General features: G+C 71.0%; 15 protein-coding genes. 7 read left to right on the forward strand and 8 right to left on the reverse strand.

What is annotated here, in order from left to right; translation table 11 throughout:
- Positions 1-655: 655 nt before the first annotated feature.
- From WMF39_RS49085 to WMF39_RS49115, 7 genes are all read right to left on the reverse strand, one after another.
- The gene (locus WMF39_RS49085; protein ID WP_437743325.1) at positions 656-1,591 is read right to left on the reverse strand and encodes a hypothetical protein; all 936 of its coding nucleotides are present in this window, start codon (positions 1,589-1,591) and stop codon (positions 656-658) included.
- Positions 1,592-2,091: 500 nt separating this feature from the next.
- Positions 2,092-2,607 carry a hypothetical protein gene (locus tag WMF39_RS49090; RefSeq protein ID WP_437743326.1) on the reverse strand — a complete coding sequence of 172 codons (516 nt, stop codon included), beginning with the start codon at positions 2,605-2,607 and terminating at the stop codon, positions 2,092-2,094.
- Positions 2,608-2,838: 231 nt separating this feature from the next.
- Entirely contained in the window at positions 2,839-3,282 is a 444-nt protein-coding gene (locus WMF39_RS49095) for an MmcQ/YjbR family DNA-binding protein (protein ID WP_437743327.1), read from the reverse strand.
- 122 nt (positions 3,283-3,404) lie between these two features.
- The gene (locus WMF39_RS49100) at positions 3,405-3,929 is read right to left on the reverse strand and encodes a hypothetical protein (RefSeq protein WP_437743328.1); all 525 of its coding nucleotides are present in this window, start codon (positions 3,927-3,929) and stop codon (positions 3,405-3,407) included.
- Between the two features lie 279 nt (positions 3,930-4,208).
- On the reverse strand, positions 4,209-5,075 hold the full coding sequence (locus WMF39_RS49105) for a helix-turn-helix domain-containing protein (protein WP_437743329.1): 867 nt from the start codon (positions 5,073-5,075) through the stop codon (positions 4,209-4,211).
- Positions 5,076-5,137: 62 nt separating this feature from the next.
- Positions 5,138-6,253 carry an SUMF1/EgtB/PvdO family nonheme iron enzyme gene (locus WMF39_RS49110; RefSeq protein WP_437748133.1) on the reverse strand — a complete coding sequence of 372 codons (1,116 nt, stop codon included), beginning with the start codon at positions 6,251-6,253 and terminating at the stop codon, positions 5,138-5,140.
- A 167-nt stretch (positions 6,254-6,420) separates the two neighbouring features.
- Positions 6,421-6,966 carry a TlpA family protein disulfide reductase gene (locus WMF39_RS49115; RefSeq protein WP_437743330.1) on the reverse strand — a complete coding sequence of 182 codons (546 nt, stop codon included), beginning with the start codon at positions 6,964-6,966 and terminating at the stop codon, positions 6,421-6,423.
- Positions 6,967-7,194: 228 nt separating this feature from the next.
- On the opposite strand from WMF39_RS49115, the gene WMF39_RS49120 reads away from it, so the two are divergent.
- From WMF39_RS49120 to WMF39_RS49150, 7 genes are all read left to right on the forward strand, one after another.
- Complete coding sequence (locus WMF39_RS49120) at positions 7,195-9,885, forward strand: HEAT repeat domain-containing protein (RefSeq protein ID WP_437743331.1); 2,691 nt, start codon at positions 7,195-7,197, stop codon at positions 9,883-9,885.
- A 281-nt stretch (positions 9,886-10,166) separates the two neighbouring features.
- Positions 10,167-10,547 carry a hypothetical protein gene (locus WMF39_RS49125; RefSeq protein ID WP_437548004.1) on the forward strand — a complete coding sequence of 127 codons (381 nt, stop codon included), beginning with the start codon at positions 10,167-10,169 and terminating at the stop codon, positions 10,545-10,547.
- Positions 10,544-12,670 (forward strand): M20/M25/M40 family metallo-hydrolase, encoded by a 2,127-nt coding sequence (locus tag WMF39_RS49130; protein WP_437743332.1) that lies wholly within the window; start codon positions 10,544-10,546, stop codon positions 12,668-12,670. The genes WMF39_RS49125 and WMF39_RS49130 overlap by 4 nt, the downstream gene beginning before the upstream one ends.
- Positions 12,667-13,893: a formylglycine-generating enzyme family protein gene (locus tag WMF39_RS49135; RefSeq protein ID WP_437743333.1), complete on the forward strand. Its 1,227-nt coding sequence runs from the start codon at positions 12,667-12,669 to the stop codon at positions 13,891-13,893. The genes WMF39_RS49130 and WMF39_RS49135 overlap by 4 nt, the downstream gene beginning before the upstream one ends.
- Before the next feature lie 200 nt (positions 13,894-14,093).
- A complete protein-coding gene (locus WMF39_RS49140) occupies positions 14,094-14,573 on the forward strand; it encodes a hypothetical protein (RefSeq protein WP_437743334.1) in 480 nt (159 codons plus the stop codon).
- A 947-nt stretch (positions 14,574-15,520) separates the two neighbouring features.
- Entirely contained in the window at positions 15,521-15,793 is a 273-nt protein-coding gene (locus WMF39_RS49145) for a hypothetical protein (protein ID WP_437714494.1), read from the forward strand.
- The gene (locus WMF39_RS49150) at positions 15,793-16,524 is read left to right on the forward strand and encodes a hypothetical protein (RefSeq protein ID WP_437714496.1); all 732 of its coding nucleotides are present in this window, start codon (positions 15,793-15,795) and stop codon (positions 16,522-16,524) included. Before WMF39_RS49145 ends, WMF39_RS49150 begins: the two co-directional genes overlap by 1 nt.
- A 162-nt stretch (positions 16,525-16,686) precedes the next feature.
- On the opposite strand, the gene WMF39_RS49155 is transcribed toward WMF39_RS49150, so the two are convergent.
- Positions 16,687-17,835, reverse strand: a complete 1,149-nt coding sequence (locus WMF39_RS49155; RefSeq protein WP_437743335.1) for a hypothetical protein — start codon at positions 17,833-17,835, stop codon at positions 16,687-16,689.
- Positions 17,836-17,926: the final 91 nt, after the last annotated feature.

The raw sequence follows: 17,926 nt of genomic DNA on the forward strand, positions 1-17,926 counted from the left end.
CCTGGCCGTTCAGGACCCGCAGGCGCCCCGTCGCCTCGACGATACCCGCGCCCCGCGCTCGTCGATGCGCCGGAGCGCCCACGCGTCCGCGCCTCAGGTCGAGGGCGCCTGGGCGGCGCAGAGGAGCGGCGCGCCGGCGAGGCCGTCCATCGGAGGATCGACGAACGCGCGCACGCGGCGGGGGATCTGCCTGCCGACGACGTCGCCGGCGTGGACCAGCTCCAGGTCCCCGGGGTCGTATCGCTCGAGCAGCGGAACGAGCGCGCCGGCCTCGATGTCCGCCGCGACGTGAACGGGCCGGGGTTCCCGGGTCGCTTCGTGGCTCAGGCACGGCGCCTCCCGCGGCGCGTTGCCGAACCGCGCGGACCGCGCGCTGGCGCATAGGATACTCGGAGCGCGCTCGTCCGCATGCAGCAGCGGATGGTTGAACCGGAGATTGGACGCTCCGCGACGCGGAGCCGCTCGCCTCGAAGCCGCTTTCGGCCAGAGCTGAGACGCGTGTGGCCAGTTGCTGAGCGACTCGCTCGGCCACGTGGATCCGTCCGGGCTCCAGGAGGCGCCGCCTGGCGATGAGGACCGAACGCGGCTGTCGGTCGCGGGGTGCAGCCGCGCGCTCCGAGGATGTTCCCCCGCGGCGAGCAACGCGGCGCTGTGATTACTTGCCTGTCAGAATGACGTTCCTTTGCTGCATGTCTTCGTCGTATTCACCTAAATCGAAGGCGGACGCATAGACAGTGACGTCGGCCTGACCTCCTTTGAAGAACCCGAGGAAGGGGTCGACGGTGGCGCTCCACGGGGTCTCGCCATCGCAGGGGACACCTGTCCCGAAGGAGCCCAGTATCTCGCTGTGCCCACCCACACGCTGCCGGAGCTCCGCGTAGTAGCTCACGAAGACGGGGCGCGAGCACGTCACCGTCCCCGACACGACCGCCACCCCCGTCGCCGGATCGAAGCTGGCCTTCGGATCGATCGTGACCGAGATGTCGAGCGGAGGTGGGGCGAAGTCCATCGTGAAGACGAGATTGCCGCCCGGACCGCTCGCATACGCCCCCACCATGACGTAATAGGTGGTGCCGGCAATGGCGTTGAAGACCACGCGTGACTGCAGGCTGCCCGCATCGTCATTGCACACGAGCTGGGCCAGATTCCCCGGGCTTCCGGTGTACACCGAGACAGTCGTGTCGTATTCGCTCCCGAACGTATTGGCTTCTACGAAAACATCGACGTCCGAGCTCGGCGTGAAGGAGTACCATACCGTCGGCCCGTTTCCGGCGCAATCGGGGTCGCCAAGCGCCGTGGTCGCATCGGCCGTGTTGATGTTGTCGGTGAAAGGGAGCTGTGGAACCACGGTGGCAGATGTGATGTCATCGTTCGCGGGCTGCGCGTGGGCTGCTCGGGTCGGAAAGAGCAGGAGTGTCGCGAACGCCAGCGCCGCATACACGACGCCGAGCCAGGGCCGGCCAGCCGCGCATGCCCCGCTTCCTGCGCGTCGGCTCCGGCGCCGCTTCGCTGAGACGCCAGCCAGACAGGTGACAATGAAATATGTTGGAGACGCCGTGTCTCTCGGCGCCGCCCCGCTTTTGATTTCCATGATACCCCCCCTTGTGTCTGAGCTTTGTGAGATAGCCCTTTATTCATGCTTGTCAAGCATTCGGATAGGAGCCTGCATTGACCGGGACACGCGGGCACGCAATGGCTTCATCGGCGGCGCGGGGCTGTCCCCGGCCGACCTTGTCGCGCCGAGCGCGAGCTTCGACGTCGTGGCGCCCGAGATCGACCGGTGAGCGTGGCGAGCGGCGACCTCAGAAGCCCACGGCATCCTGGAGGAGCCACGGGCACGTCTCGCTGACGGCCGCGCACTCATCAGGAGACTGCAAGAGGTCGAGGTCGGACCCGCACGAGAGCGCCTTACGTCATGGCCTGGGCGCGGAGGGGGCGTAATGGGCGCGGCTCCGGACAGGGAGCTTCGCCGCTAGCTAGGACGATGAGGCCATGAGCCCCGGGCGGTTCCTGGCCGACCTCGTGGCGCTCATCGCGCGCTTCGAGGTCGTGACGCCCGGGGACGATCGGGAAGCGGGGCGCTGGGCGACCTCAGGAGCCCGCGCCGTCGGTCTCCCCGGTGCTGAGGACCTCCGGGCACTTCTCGCTGAGGGCGGCGCAACCTGCCGGGGGCTCTCCGGAGGTGTCGGGCGGCGTTGCACACGTGATCGCCTTGACGGCGTCGGCTTGAGCCTTCACGCAGGCCTTGTACTCCGCCACCGTCGCGGTACAGCCCGCGAAGCCCTCGGTGGAGCACTCGCCGCCGCCCTGCGAGGGCTGCTCCGGGGCGCTCATGCACTCGGCCTTGGTGGCCTCGCAGTCACCACCGAACGCGCCGGCGAATGCGCCGGCGACCTCGCACAGGTCTTCCTTCGTGACGGTGACCGACGCGGCGAGATCCTGGCACAGCGCCTGGGAGTCCGCGGCCGTCAGCTGGCCGAGCTGCTTGCCGTCGAGGTCACCTCCGCTCTGGCCCCCGGTGTCCCCGTTGCCCCCGTCGTCGTCGCCGCCGCAAGCCGCGAGCGCGAGGCCAGCCATCACCAATCCAAGAAGCTTCATCCGTGTCATCGAGCGCTCCCTCATCGAGAATGTTCACCTGAGTGTCCGCGCGGCGCTCGAGGACGGCTCCGCCGAAGGAAGCGAGCGGGCTGCATCGTCGACCGGGCAGGCGCGCGGGCCGAGCCTACTACGACCACGATTCAATCTTTCTTCCTGCTGGGGAGAAAATAGAAAGCGGCCTCGACGCGAGACTTGCCGCGCGCTGTCGAGGCGCTCTCCGGCCGGGTGTCTCGGCGCACGTCAGGGTGCGCGCCGACGTCCCCGCGTGCGTGAGGGTGCGCCCGGGGGCGCCGCCGGCTTCCCGCTGCGGCCGGCGTCCCACTGCGCGACCACGCGCTTCGGCGCCACGCGACGCCAGGCGCCCACGAGCAGCTCTTCCAGGAGCGTCCGATCGACGCGGCGGAGCTCCACCCGGGTCCAGCCCTGGTGTCCCCACGGCGTCACGGAGAAGACGTCGGGCTGCGCCTGCACCAGGCTGTCCTGCTCCTCGAGGGACAGCTTCAGGACCGCGCGCTCCTCCGCTACCCAGTGGGTCGCGAAGATCTTCCCTCGCACGCGGAACGATGGTTTGCCGAAGTGGTCCTGCTCCTCGGCCTCGGGAAGCGACAGCGCGAGCCTCTGGAACTCTTCGGAACGGAAACCAGGAGGAACATGCGTGGAAGGCGTGGGAGACCGGCTCGACATGGTGTTCGCTCTCCTTCGAAGCCTATCCTGGAGAAGGCGACGCCGGCGGTCTTGTGAAGATTTTACCCCGCCGCGGGCTCCTGCCAGCGAGACCGAGCCGCGCGGCGGGGCGGGCGCCGCGCTCAGGAGTGTTCGCCCTCGCTCTCGTCTTCCTCGTCCTCTGACTCGAAGAACGCCGGGCACTTCTCTTCGATCGCGGCGCACGCAGCGGGCTTCTGCGCGAGGTCAGTGAGCGTCGATTCGCACGTCAGCGCCTTGATGGTGCCTACCATGGCGTCCAAGCAGGCCCTGACCTCAGCGACCGTGGCGGTGCAGCCGGTGAACTCGGACGCTCCGCACGAGTCGATCTCGCCCGTCTCCTCGGGCTCCTCCGGAGCGCTGATGCATTCCTGCTTGGTGGTCTCGCAGTCCATTCCGAACAACGAGGCGAGCACCCCCTCGGCCTCGCACGCGTCCTCCTTCGAGACCGTCTCGGCCTGCCCGCGGAGGTCGTCGCACAGGCCGTCGGCCTCCTCGGCCGTCAGCGCGTCGAGCTGTTTGCCTTCGATGTCGCTCCCGCTACCGCCATCACCATCACCCTCATCATCGCCGCAAGCCACGAGCGCGAGACCAGCCATCAGAAACCCGAGAAGCTTCATCCGTGTCATGTCGAGATCTCCTTGAACGAACCAGAACGTTCACCTTGAGCACGCCCGCGCGGCCCTCCGGGCGACGCCACAGCGCCTGGAAGCGCTGGGCGCGGGCGCCTTCCGGGCGACTGCGCTGCTCAGACCGGTCTACGTTCGATGAGAAGATTCCTTTCCTCCGCGAACGGCGCGCGCAGCTTTTCCACGCGAGCGCCGCCCGCGCCGCGAATCGGGGGTCGCACGGGTCCCACGTCCCACCCCGGCGCGCGCGACGCCGAAGCCCCGAAGAGCGCTCGCCCGCTACGGGCTCATGCCGGCGACGTCGATCAGCGCCGCGCGCGTCCGGGTCGGGGTCGTCCCGCTGAACTGCTTCACGTCCCGCGCGAGGTGCGCCTGGTCGTAGTAGCCGAACCGCTGGGCGAGCTCCGCCCAGGTCCCCGTGGCGCCCGTCTTGAGGTGCCGCACCAGCCGGTCGAAGCGCACGAGCCGCGCGAGGAGCTTGGGCGGGACGCCGACGTGCTCGCGGAACAGGCTGATCACGTGCTTCTGGCTGTAGCCGAGCTCGCGCGCGAGGGCGCGCATGTCGACAGCGCCCCCGCGCTCCTCGATCCGGCGGAACGCCCACGAGACCACGCCGACCTCGAGCCGCGCCTCGTCCACGCGCTCGCCGAGCGCCCGCTCGATCAGGTCGAAGCGCGCGTCCCAGGTCGGGAGTTCCTCGAGGCGCTCCGCCAGCCGGGCGTGCTTCCTGGGCAGCAGATCGCGCGCCGAGATCACGCGCCCGGTCAGCTCGTCCATGGGCACGCCGAAGAAGAGCCGCGCCCCGATGGGGGTGAGGTTCACCTGGAGCCCGCGCTGGAACCCGTCGTGTTCGGTGATCGTGAAGGTGGCGTCGAGGCCCGCGACGAAGCCGCCGGGGTGCGAGGAGTGACGGCGATCGCTCCCCGCGTCGAACACGCGCAGCGGCGGTCCGAACTCGATGATCACGACGACCTGCGGCGCCGGCAGCTCGCGCCGCCGCAGCGGCCCGGGCGTCTCCTCGGTGTAGCCGCTGTAGTCGCGGATGTAGGGGCGGAGGCGCGGCGCCGGGGGCCGCGTCGCGATCTCCCAGCGACCCTCACCGGAGTTGCCGCGGGAGATCCGCGCGCGAGGCGCCAGCGCTTGCATCGCGGGGGAAGGGTACTCGCCGATGCGGGCGCGAGCCAGCCGCGCGCGCCGGGCGGGGCGCGTCAGCGGATCGTCTTACAGCACCTCAGCCCGAGGTGGTAGTTCGCGTGCCACGCGTCCTCCATAGGCTCGACGTGCCAGCGCGGGCTGTAGGCGCAGTGATCGGGGTAGGTCTCGCGGCCCTTCGGCCTCGGGGCGTCGTGCTCGCGGGCGACCTCGACGTAGAACCAGGCGCTCCCCTTGAGCTGGCTGTACAGCTTGCCGTCGTCGCGGTCGCGGCGGGTCATGATCTCGGCCACGTTGCCGTGCTGATCGAACACCCCGAACCGCGAGCGGCACGCGGGGAAGGACCCCGCAGGCTCGGTGTCGGTCGCGCAGGTCTGGTAGGCAGAGCGCGCGGTGTCGCCGTCGCACGGCCTGCCGTCGATGTCGCGGTGCGGCGTCTGTGTGTGGCAGGCGGCGAGATCGAGCTCGTCGCCGTAGGCGTACGTCCTCGGCTTGCCGCCCTCTGGATCGCCGCGGCACGCGAGGCTCCACTCGTCCTCGGTGCAGAGGCGCTTGCCCTGCAGGCTGCACACGGTCGCCGCCTGCGTCGGGCTCGCCCAGACCATCGGCAGCTCGCACGGCTTGTTGGGGAACTCGAAGAGGTCGATGCAGAACTCGGCCGACGCCGGCTTCCCGCGCCTGTACACGGGCACCATGTTCTCGTGGCCGCCGCAGCGGGCGCGCTGCTCCTCCGTCTGGAGGACGACGCCCCGGAGGCCCTCCAGGCACTGCTCCTTCGAGCGCGTGTGCCGCGCGAGCTCCTTGTTGCCCTGGTTGAGCCGGGCAGGCGAGCCGCCGCCGAAGTTCTTCTCCAGGAAGAGCTCGGGGTTCTTGAACTTCCGCTCTCGCTCCGAGAACTCCTTCAGCGAGAAGAGCCGCACCAGATCCTCGCGCGCCTCGTAGTGGGTCGCCATCGGATCCCCGACCGCCCCGGGCGCGCCGGCGTCGTCGCCGGCCGCGTCGGGCGCGCCGGGCTCGCCAGAGGCCCGAGGGGCCGGCGCCTCCGGGGCGGAGGCCGCCGGGCCTGAAGGTTGCGCGGAGGCGCTGGCCGGAGGCGGCGCGCCGGCGTCGCGGCCGCGATCGGCGTCGCCGCGGGAGCAGGCGGGCGCGCCGGCGGCGAGCGCCGCCAGCACGAGGTGCAAGGGACGGGAGGGAAGAGGCACGTGGAGCGAGCGGGGCACGTCGAGCTAGAGAGGCACGTGGAGCGAGCGGGGCACGTCGAGCTAGAGAGGCACGTGGAGCGAGCGGGGCACGTCGAGCCAGAGAGGCACGTGGAGCGAGCGGGGCACGTCGAGCGAGATCAGAGGGCCGCCTCGATGATCTCGGAGAGGCTCGCCTCGTCGACGACGCCCGTCAGGTAGGCCGCGACCTTCCCCTGCCGGTCGATCACCACGAGGCTCGGCAGCTTGTCCACCCCGTAGTGGGCCGAGGCCTCCTTCGCGTCGTCGATCAGGATGGGATACGAGAGGCCCTTCTTGAGCGCGTACTGGCTGGCCACCTGGGGCGGGTCGTCCACGTTGACGCCGAGCACCACGAGCCCCTTCTTCTCGTAGCGGCGCGCGATCCGGTCGAGGATCGGCGCCTGGACCGCGCAGGGCCCGCACCACGTCGCCCAGAAGTCCAGGATCACCGCCTGGCCCTTCAGCTCGGCGATCTGCATGCGCGCGCCGGGATCGCCGTTGGCCGCGACCGGCAGCGTCACGTCGGGGGCCTCTGCGCCGACCATGCCCGAGGCCCCCGGCGCAAGGCGCGGCAGGATCACAAGACCAAACAGCGCGCTCAGGGCGATGAGCAACGCGACTGCAGGATAGAGAATCTTGCCGGAATCGGGCTGGGGTTCGGCCATACGGGCCCTGGGCTTCATAGCAAATCTTTGGGCCTACGTCCGAGCGGCTCTGGTACGGTCCGGCGCCTCGACCGGCCGGGCGCTTCGCCGCCTGGCCCGGGGGCGGGGGCGCAGCGCGGCTCGCCGCGCGACGCCGCCGCCGCCGGGAGGGGTCGGGGGCGCAGCGCGGCTCGCCGCGCGATGCCACCGCCGTTCGGGTCACGTCGTCGCCCGCGCGCTGGAGGAACCATGCTCGATCGTCCGAATCTTTCACGAGAGAATCCCGCGGGGCCGCGCGGACGGCGCCCGCCGCCGGGGCCCCTTCCGGCCAAGCGGGCGGCCAAGTGGCCCCCCGATGACAACGATCTGCCCGGCGCCCCGCCGGCGCCCGCGGGCGGCGGCTTCGCGGACGACGGCAACTTCAAGCGCGGGCGGTTCAGCCCCGTGTCGATCGTGGTCGGCCTCCTCGTCGTGCTCGGCGCGGCGGGCGCCATCTGGTTCGGCGTCAAGCAGGACAGCCAGAAGATGACGGTCGACGCCGTCTCCAAGGAGAAGAAAAACATCTTCGTCCTGCCCAAGAAGGACCAGCTGCCCCTGTGGCGCAAGTGGGCCGCCGCGAGCGCCGAGCTGTCGCTCCAGCAGGAGGCCCTCATGCAGCTCGCGTGGGCCGACGACCCAGAGGGCGTCACGCACGCGCAGAACGCGCTCGCGCTCCCGGACCACCGCGTGAAGGGCGTCGCCGCGCAGGTGCTCGCGTACTACGGCTCGCCCAAGGCCGACGGCGCCAAGCACGCGCTGCTCGAGGCGCTCAAGGTCGCGGACGAGAGCGACAGGCCCCAGCTCGTCTGGGCCCTCGTCGAGCTCAAGGAGCCGGCCGCGTTCAAGGACGCGATGGACCAGTACAGGAAGGGGTTCCTCTCGAAGGTCGAGCGGCTCGGCGGCGGCATCGCCTTCGACCCCGAGAAGCTCGCCGGCCTCGTGTCGCTCGAGGAGCTCTCGAAGCTCGCGACCGACGAGAGCTCGTCGGTGCGGCAGCTGGTCGCGACGGTCCTGTCGCGCAACGCCGAGCCCAAATGGACGAGCGCGCTCATCACGCTCGTGAAGGACAAGGACGTCGAGGTCGCGCGCGAGGCCGCGAACGGCCTCGGGAGGATCGGCGACGAGACGGCGCGCGCCCCGCTCCTCGAGGCCCTCGCGAACGCAGACAAGGCCAGCCGCCAGCGCTTCCTCGAGGCGCTGCGCGACGGCATCGGCGGCGAGGGGCTCGTCCTCGCCCTCGACAGCGTGAAGCAGGACCCCGAGGAGACGACCTGGTTCCAGACGAAGCAGATCATGGAGATGCTGCGCGAGCTCGCCGACCCGCGGTCGGCCGACCCGCTCGTGAAGTGGATCGAGGCCAGGAAGCCGCCGCTGCACTGGCAGGGGGAGGCGGGGACGCGGCTCGCCGAGGTCGGCGACATCCGCGCCGCCAAGTTCCTCGGCGAGCGGCTGCTGGCCGACCCGCTCAAGCTCTACAAGCTCGAGAAGTTCTGGGAGGCGGACGAGGGCGGGCACCTGTCGCGCACCGACCTGCCGCGCGTCGTCGGCGCCCGCATGCTCGCCGATCTCGCCACGATCCACGCGGACAAGGCCGCCGAGCTCAAGGCCGCGGCCGAGGCCCCGGTCATCCTGTGGCTCAAGGATCGCCCGCAGCCGCACGCGAACGGCCTGCGCTTCCTCGCCACGGTCCGCTCCGAGAAGATCCTGAAGGACATGCGCGACTGGGCCTTCCCGACGGATCCGCTCCCCAAGGAGGGGCAGCTGCCGCCGTTCCCCACGGCCTTCGAGACCGCGCAGAGCGCGCTCCGGTACATCGGGCGCATGAAGGACGAGCCCTCCTACCCGCGGCTCCTCGAGCAGCTCGGCCGGAAGAAGGACCCGAAGATGGACATCACCCAGGACGGGCTCCAGGGCGCGGGACTCTCGATGCTGGGGATGGCGCTCCGCGCGGTCGCCTACGGCGCGTCGCAGGGGCTCGCCGAGTGGGGTGATCCGCGCGCGGTGGAGAAGCTGACGAAGCTCATCGAGGACGAGCTGTGGCACGAGGAGGCCCGCCAGGCCGCCTGCGAGTCGATCGCCTGGTGCGCCGACGACAAGGCGATGATCGAGGTGGCGAAGAAGGCGAAGGAGTTCGCGAGCAAGAAGGAGCCGCGCAAGCAGCTCATCGGCGCCTGTTACGCGTCGTCGCTCGCGCTCCGGCCGGTGCCCGGCGCGGCCGCCGAGCTCGTCACGCTCCTCACGGCCGACGTCGACCCCGGGGTGCGCATGGCCATCGCGCGCGCCATCGGCATCGGCGGCTTCGACGAGGCGGTGCAGGGGCAGCTGTTCGAGAAGCTCAAGGACGTCGAGGTCCGGAACGCGGCGGCGCTCGCGCTCATCCTCGGCGGCACGAGCGACACCGCGGCGCGGACGGTCGCGATGTACGCCGACTTCGACAAGTCGGCGCTCGACGACCTGAAGGACCACTACTACCGCGCGTTCGGCTACTGGTCGGACGAGGACTTCAAGCGCGGCAACCTCTACCGGTACGTCGCGAACGCCGAGGCGATCACGCGGGTGAAGGTCGCCGACGCGCCGCAGGAGTGGGCGCGGCAGCGGCTCCAGGCCCAGTTCGACAACCTGAAGTACGACAACGGCCCGCACTCGGAGACCCGCGTCGTGCTGCGCTACCGGCTCTTCCAGGAGGCCAAGAGCGGCGACGGCGCGAAGAAGAAGGGCGCGATCGAGACGCTCAAGTTCATGAAGGAGAAGGGCGTGCTCATGGCCCTGCGGCACGAGCAGGGTGAGACGGGCGCGCTCGCGAAGCGCGCGTTCCACGAGCTCATGAACCCGAAGGCCACCGTGGCCGAGGACCTGAGCAAGTTCGCCCCGCCGAAGGCCGGGGGCGCCGACACGCCGTAGCGGCGCGCGGTCCGGCGCGGCCGGCGCGCGCACGAAGCCACGGCGCAGGATCCAGGGGCAGGGAGCCCGGGAGCGCTCGAGGAGGAGGTCATCCTCTCCGGAGCTTCCGGGCTTCCTGTTTTTGTGCTGGCAGCGCGGCCGTTTCCGTCTCCGGCGCGCGTCGGGCTGGCCGGGGTGGTCGGGTGACCGGCGCGTGTCGGGCTGGACAAAACGCCCGTTTCGGAAGAGTGTTCGCGCCGAGGTGCACTGTGCCTACCTGGCGTGATGAGCTCATCGAAGCCGTGAAATCGAAGGCGGAGCGCGAGGCTGAAGAGCTCGCGCGGCACAAGAAGCGGGTCGCCGAGGCGCTCGCGGCTGCGGAGTCGGCCGTGTCGCTGGGGGCCGAGTCGCTGAAGTTCGCGCACGAGAGGCTGCAGGAGAAGGGGCAGCCCATCGCGTTCGCCCAGGAGCAGGACAAGCACCGGCTCGCGCTCGGCGATTTCAGCCTCTCCCTGGAGCTCCTGCGGGAGTCCGCGATCGTCCGGGTGACGTTCGGCGACGGCAAGCCGCGCGAGTTCGACTTCGCGAAGGACCGCCACATCGCGCCCGCCGACGTGGAGGAGTACATCGGCCGTCGCGCGCTCGAGCTGGTCCGCGCGGCGCAGAAGGCGTCGCCGTGGTGAGCGCCGGGCGCGCCGCGGCCCCGCTGTCGCCCCGCGCATGGGGTCTTCGCCGCGGCCTCGCCGCCGGCCTGCTCGCCGCGGTCGCGGCGTGCGCTCCGCCGGCCGCGCCGCCCCGCCAGCCTGACGCGCCGCCGGCCTCGAAGCCTGCCGCGCCGGCGCCCGCCGCGCCGGCCTCGATGGAGGTCGATCCTGCCGCGGAGGCGCGGATCGCGGCGGACGTCGCGTACCTCGCGTCGCCCGAGCTCGCGGGGCGCGGGACCGGCGAGCCCGGCGCCGATCTCGCGGCCGAGTTCATCGCGCGCCGGTTCGCAGAGCTCAAGCTCTCGCCGCTGGGCGGGCCGGGGAGCGACGCGAAGGCGTACAGGCAGGTGTTCGACGCGCGGGTCGGCGCCGACGTGGCGCCTGCGGCGCTCGCGGTGCAGCGCGCGGGCCGGAAGCAGAGCGTCGAGGCCGGCAAGCTGGTCACGGCCGACGGGAGCGCGAGCGGCACGGTGTCGGGGGCCGCGGTGCTCGTCGGCCATGGAGTGACCGCGTCGGCGCTCTCCTGGGACGACTACGCCGGCCGGGATATCGAGGGGAAGATCGCGATCGTGCTCGACGGCGTGCCCACGCTGGACGGCGGCCCGGGTGGAGCGGCGCAGGCCGGCGCGCACGGCGGCGCTGCGCCCGGGGGCCCGCACGGCGGCGCTGCGCCCGCCCATCCGCACGGCGGCGCTGCGCATGCCGGTGCAGCTCCCGCCGGCGCGCACGGCGGCGCTGCGACCGCCGATCCCCATCATCATGCGCCGTCTGCGCGGCCGGCGGACGCGCTCCGCGATTTCGGCAGCGTCCGCTACAAGCTCCGAACCGCCCGCGAGCACAAGGCCGCCGGGGTGATCCTGGTCGCGGCGGGCGACGAGCTCCCGCGGGTGTCGGACGACGCGGCGAGCATGGGCATCCCGGCCGTGGTGATCACGCGCTCCGCGGCCCGCGCGCTCTTCCCCACGGCCGGGCTCGCGCCGCCCGCGAAGCCGGCCGACGCGAAGCCGGCCGTGGCGAAGCCTGCGGCCGTGAAGCCGGCCGCGACCAAGGCCGCCGCGCCGAAGCCGCTCGGCGGCACCACCGTCGAGATCACGACCAAGGTCACCGCGCGGATGGCGCCGGCGTCGAACGTGATCGGCCTGCTCCCGGCGCGGGACGGCTCGCCGCACGCCGGTGAGTACGTCGTCGTCGGCGCGCACTACGATCACCTCGGCTACGGGGGCACGTCGTTCTCGCGCGCGCCCGGCGTGCATGCGGTCCACCCGGGCGCCGACGACAACGCCTCCGGGACCGCGATGCTCCTGGAGGTGGCGCGGCGGTTCGCCTCGCTGCCCGAGCGGCCGGCTCGGAACCTCCTGTTCATCGCGTTCGGCGCCGAGGAGCTCGGCACCATCGGCTCGCGCCACTTCGTCGATCACCCGCCGGCGCCGCTCGCGGGCATGAAGCCGATCGTGGCCATGATCAACGCCGACATGGTCGGCCGGATGCGGGACGACAAGCTCCTCGTCGACGGCCTGGGGACCTCGCCCGACTGGAAGCCGATCGTGGACGACGCCGCCCGCGGGCTCGGCCTCACGCTCCAGTTCGGCGTCGAGGGCTTCGGCGCGAGCGATCACGCGTCGTTCACGGCGTCGCGCGTCCCGATCGCCTTCCTGTTCACGGGCGTCCACGAGGACTACCACCGGCCGAGCGACACGGCGGACAAGATCAACGCCGCGGGCGTCTCGCGGTGCTCGGTGCTCGCGACGCGGATGGCGCTCGCCCTGTCGCGGCGCGACGCGCGCCTCGCCTTCACCGACGCGCCCGCCGACCCGCACCGCAGCATGCGCGGCGGCTTCCGCGCGTCGCTCGGCACGATGCCGGACTACGCGTACCAGGGGCCCGGCGTGAAGCTCACGGGCGTGCGACCCGACGCGCCGGCCTCGCGCGCCGGCATGCAGGCGGGGGACGTGATCGTGCGCATCGGCGCCCACGCCGTCACCAACATCCACGACTTCATGTTCGCGCTCGGCGATCTCGAGCCGGGCCGCGAGGTCGAGATCGAGGTGGATCGCGGCGGGACCCGGGTGCCGCTCAAGGTCATCCCCGCCCCCGGCCGATGAGCCGGCGCTCTCGCCGCGCCGCGCCGCCGGCCGCGCCACCTCGACGGCGCAGGGCTCCACGCGGGCCCTGCGCGGTCAGCCTCGCCTTCCTCTGCGGCCTCACGGCCGCGATCCTCGCCTGCGACAGCCCGCCGCCCGCGGGGACCGGCGCCGTGGCCTCCGGAGGGCCCGAGCGCGCCGGCGCAGCTGCGGATGCCGAGCCGGCGCCGCCCGACGCCGCTGCGGCAAAGCCGTCGGACGCCGCGGCGGAGCTGTCGTACACCCCGGCGGAGCCGCCGTACGCCGCGGCGGAGCTGTCGTACACCCCGGTGGAGCCGCCGTACGCCGGGGCAGCGATGTCGTACGCCGCGGCGGCAGCCCTCGACGGCGGCGCGCTCGACGCCGCGGCGGCAGCCCTCGACGGCGGCGCGCCGGACGCCGCGGCGGCAGCCCTCGACGGCGGCGCTCCGGACGCGGGGCTGCCCGGCAGCTCCGAGGGGTGCCCGGACGACATGGTCCTCGTCGAGGGCGACTACTGCCCCGTGGTCGACCAGATCTGCCTGAAGCACCACAAGGAGTACGAGAAGGACCAGGAGCGACGGGCGACGCCCTACAAAGAGGCCGAGGGCCCGACCAGCGTCAGCGAGCGGTGCCTCGAGTACAGGCGGCCGACCGAGTGCCTCTCGAAGAAGCGCGCGCCGATGCGGTTCTGCGTCGACCGGTACGAGTGGCCCAACAGGAAGGGCGAGCTCCCGGCGCTGCTCGTCTCGTGGCGCCAGGCCGTCAAGGCGTGCGAGGGCGTCGGCAAGCGCCTCTGCACGGAGGACGAGTTCAACTTCGCCTGCGAGGGCGAGGAGATGCTCCCGTACACGTACGGCTTCGCCCGCGACGCGACCAGGTGCAACATCGACCGGCCCTTTCGCCAGCGCGAGGTGACGCTCTACCACTACGAGCGGTGCATGCGGCACCCCAGGTGCAAGGCGGAGCTCGAGCGGCTCGATCAGCGCGTGCCTGCGGGCTCGATGCCGGCGTGTGTGTCGCCGTTCGGCGCCTACGATCTCAACGGCAACATCAACGAGTGGGTCGTCCGGCCGGGCCGCAAGTCGCCGGAGCGGAGCGGGCTGAAGGGCGGCTGGTGGGGCCCCATGCGCGGCCGCTGCCGCCCCACGGTGGGGTTCCACAAGGAAGAGGACTACGGCTACGAGCAGGGCTTTCGTTGCTGCAAGGATGCTGCGGCGCGGTGAGCGCGCGGTGGCGCGTCCTTTTTGAGGGGCGCGCGGCCGCCGACCGGGGGTACGCTCCTGTCCAGCGGGCCCGCGGCGCGGCGCTCGCCGGCGAAGGGTCTGCGGTTCCTCCTCCGGGGGCCGGGGCTCAGATCTCAGCGGCGGGCCGTCACCGGCCCGTCGCTCACGCGGGGAGAGCCCCGCACCTCGAGGAGACCTTGATGAAGCGATCCATGTGGTTCACCAGCGCGCGCTCGGCCGCCTCGGTCGTCCTTGCCCTCGGAAGCCTCGGGCTCCTGACCTCCGCGTGCAGCCGGGGCCGAGACGCCGAGGATCCGTCGGATCCGCAGTACAACGCGTACAACCAGCAGCAGCAGGGGTACCAGCAGCCTGGGCAGTACCAGCAGCCTGGGCAGTACCAGCAGCCTGGGCAGTACCAGCAGCCTGGGCAGTACCAGCAGCCGGGGTATCAGCAGCCCGGGCAGTACCAGCAGCCGGGCACGACCGCTCCGGCGACGACGGGGCAGCCGGGCCCGCTCGCTCTCCCGTGTACGAACGACATGGTCTGCGGCACGCACAAGTGCAACACGGCCGCGGGCAAGTGCGCCTTCCCCTGCGCGGCGAACACCGACTGCGCGGCGGGCTTCTCGTGCATGGGCGCGGGCTCGGCGACGGCGATCTGCGTGCCCGGCGGGCAGTAGGGAGCGCCGGGGTCCGGCCGCACGACGGGTGCGGCGGCGTCGGCAATCCTGACAGCAGCGCCAGCGCGCGCGCCGGCACAGAGATCGGTTCTGGCGCGGGCAGCTGACGGCCCCCCGGTAACCGCGTCCGGTTGTGCGAGAGCAGCTGAGCTTGCGTTGCGAACCGGATCCGGCGGTGCGGAGGCAGCTGAGCAGCCTCCCGGCAACCGGATCCGGTGGTGCGGAGGCAGCTGAGCAGCCTCCCGGCAACCGGATCCGGTGGTGCGGAGGCAGCTGAGCAGCCTCCCGGCAACCGGCGCCGGTCGTGCGAGGGCAGTTGAGCTGGTGGTGATCTGCTTTGGCCGTTCATGGCCAATGATTTCGCGGACTTGCGAGGAGAAAACGACCGCCGCCCCCGGGCGTGGAAGCTCTGCCGCCACTGCGGCGAGGGCGTGAGGACAGGCAAGGGGACGCGAGCAGAAACGCGACTTCCGCGACTTCGATGTACAACCGCTCCGTGCGCGTCGACGAGCGACGCCTGGCCATGGTATGCGATGGCTGAATGGGTCGCGTCATGTTCCGTGCGATGAAGGAAGCTCCCGACCACCTGCCTGAACTGGGTCGATCTTCTCGCACGCTGGGCGTGAGGGTCGCTCCACCGGGTGCCGTTCCAGAGGATCCGCCCGAGTTCGACGTCTACCCCGACGCGAACGGATACGTCGCTCCACGTTGGGGAATGTCCGTCGCTATGGACAATCCCCGCGGACTCCCGAAGCATCGGAGGCCTCGATCGCTGGGAGGAGAGGGACGGGATCCGGTTTTCTCGCTACCCGTGAGCCAGCTCGGCAAGAGCTTGAACGTCCACGAGGACCATGCGCCGCATGCCGTCGTCGAGCCGGCGGGACGCTCTCCGCTGGTGGAGTACGAGGCTGCTCTCGCGGCAACGCGTCCGTTTTGGAGGCCATACGATGTCTGACGCTCTCGCCAAATACCGGGAACTCGAGGCTAGACTCGTGCACATCCGGTGGATCCACCGAGGTCTCGAATCGCAGGAAGAGGACGAGATCCTCGACAAAATGGATGGCGCTTGGTCTCGGTTGTCCGCCCAAGAGCAGTCGGAGGTGAACGCCGCCCCTCCTCGGTCGCTCCTTCAGAGGGAGCGTGCCATCACGCGGACGACGATGGACACTGACGTGTGGCTCTACCGGGAGCTGCCGCCTCGAAGCATGGAGGCCGCCTGATGTATCTGACCGCGCAGCGCGTGTACTCGCCCTCGAAGAAGAAGACCGGCATCAACGCGTTCCTCTATCGTCATGGTGTCGAAATCGTGCCCGGCATGTCCTGGGCTCGTCCCCTCGTCGAACCGGTTGCAGATCAACACGTCGGGACGCGGGGGCCGGAGCACGTTGAGATCGCGCCCGGGGGCAATCGGGTTGTCAGCTTCGTCGATGTGGTCGCCGCAGACGAAACACCGATCGAACAGATCGAGGCTGCGGTTCAGACGGTCGAAGCGCGCTTGTCCCCGGAGCAGCTTCCGCTGTCGACGACCGTCGGTGCGGTCGCGATCCGCTTTGGCGCGCAGTTTGGCCTCGCCGAAGCCCAGCTTCGCGAGGAGTTCAAGCAGATCACCGCGCAGGCGCTCGACCTCCTCAAGAATCCGCGCGAACCGGCATGGAGCACCCGCGAGCCCCTGGAGGTCGATGTCGAGCAGACCGAAGAGGGGCTTCGGTTTACTCTCCGCCCGGAAACCAAGCGCCGGTTGGCCGCGGTTCACGGTGCCGGCTGGCACGCGCCCCGGGTGAGCATTTCGCACGATACGCGTGAAGCGTTCGAAGCCGTCCATGGCGACGTGTTCAAGAACTTTGTTCCCATCCTCGCAGACCTTGATGCCGAGCGCGTGGCGGACATGGGCGGGATGCGCTTCTACAATGCGCATACCCGCGCCCTGCTCATCGAGTGGCCGAAACGATAGTCGCCACACGGCGGGCGACGCGGGGACGGGCCGCGGCGGACTACCCGCACGCGCTGCGGAGAGCCCCCGCGCGATCACTCCTCGCCGGACGCCAGCTCCGCCTGCTCGAGCGCCTTCTTGTAGTACCACAGCCGTCGCAGGCTCGCGTCGCTCACCTGGTCGTCACCGAGGATGTTGATCGCGATCTGCTTCACCCCGGCCCCAGCGGAACGTCCCGCGGGCGAGGTACGGCTCCGGCCTGTTGTGCCCGACCCGGACCGCCTCGTCGAGATCGGCCGCCGCCGCCCGTGCTCCCGACGGATTGCTCCACGTCCGGAGTCGTGCCCAGAGCGCGTGCACGTCCTCGTCTCGCATGCTGCGCATGCGGGGCAGGATCGCCGGGGCGCGGTCGACATACGCGCGCCTCACGATCTGCACCTCGACCTCATTCGTCTCGACGAAGCGCGTGAGCGCGCGCTCGGGCGCGTCGCCGAACGCATCGACGAGGGCACGATCCCGCGCGTCGCGCGCGTCGCTCAGCGCCCGGAGGTAGCGGAGGAAACCGGGGTGCAAGCCGTCATCCTCGATTTGCAGGGCATGGACGAGCGCCCAGGCTGCGGTGTAGTTCGCGCTCCTGCGCCTGCGGGCCTCGCGCGAGGTTGGGTCCTCGACGTCGCGCACGTAGAACGCGGCCGGGTCGAGGGAGAGCAGCGTAGGGACGCTGGGCAGCGCCGCCTTGGGCACGCCGACGACAGAGCGCCCGTCGATCTTCAGCGTGAGCCACTGGCTGCCTGTCGTGATAAGCCGGTCCGAGAGCTGCTCCCCGAGGACGACGCTGCTCTCCTCGATGCGAAGCGTCGAGTAGAACTCCGCCATCCCCTCGTTCAACCAGACCGGCGCCGATGGGAAGTAGTAGGCAAAGAAGCGGTGGCTGAGCTCGTGCTGGAATACCTCGCGCACCGCGTCTCTCAGGCCGCCCGGGAACACGAGGGAAGGCACGTGCTCCATGTCGTTGCCCTTGTGGGAGACGTACCCTCCGGAGCCTCGCGGGCCGATGCGCGCGAAAGCGTCTTCGCCGTCGACGACGACCACATGGGTTAGCCCGTTCGGCTTGGGCTCGTGGGGAAAGGCGACGCGCTCGAAGGCGCGGTAGATTCGCTCGAAGTGGACGATCGTCTCCTTCGCTTCGACCTCGTCGAGATCGGTTCGCAGCAGGAAATGCGGAGACTCGAGCTCGGCCCAGGGCGGTCCCCCCGCGGCGAGGCACGTGAGCGGCCTGGCGCAGCCGAGCGCCATCGCGACCAGGACGACGGCTATGCCAACACGTCGCATCAGAACGAGTTCCTGCGCTTCCGCGCGGCATAGACGATGCGCATCAGCTCTTCCCGGGCTCGAGATTGCCTGTCTCGGCGCACCGTCAGCA

It is taken from the genome of Sorangium sp. So ce1504 (genome assembly GCF_051521635.1).
Classification (GTDB): domain Bacteria; phylum Myxococcota_A; class Polyangia; order Polyangiales; family Polyangiaceae; genus Sorangium; species Sorangium cellulosum_B.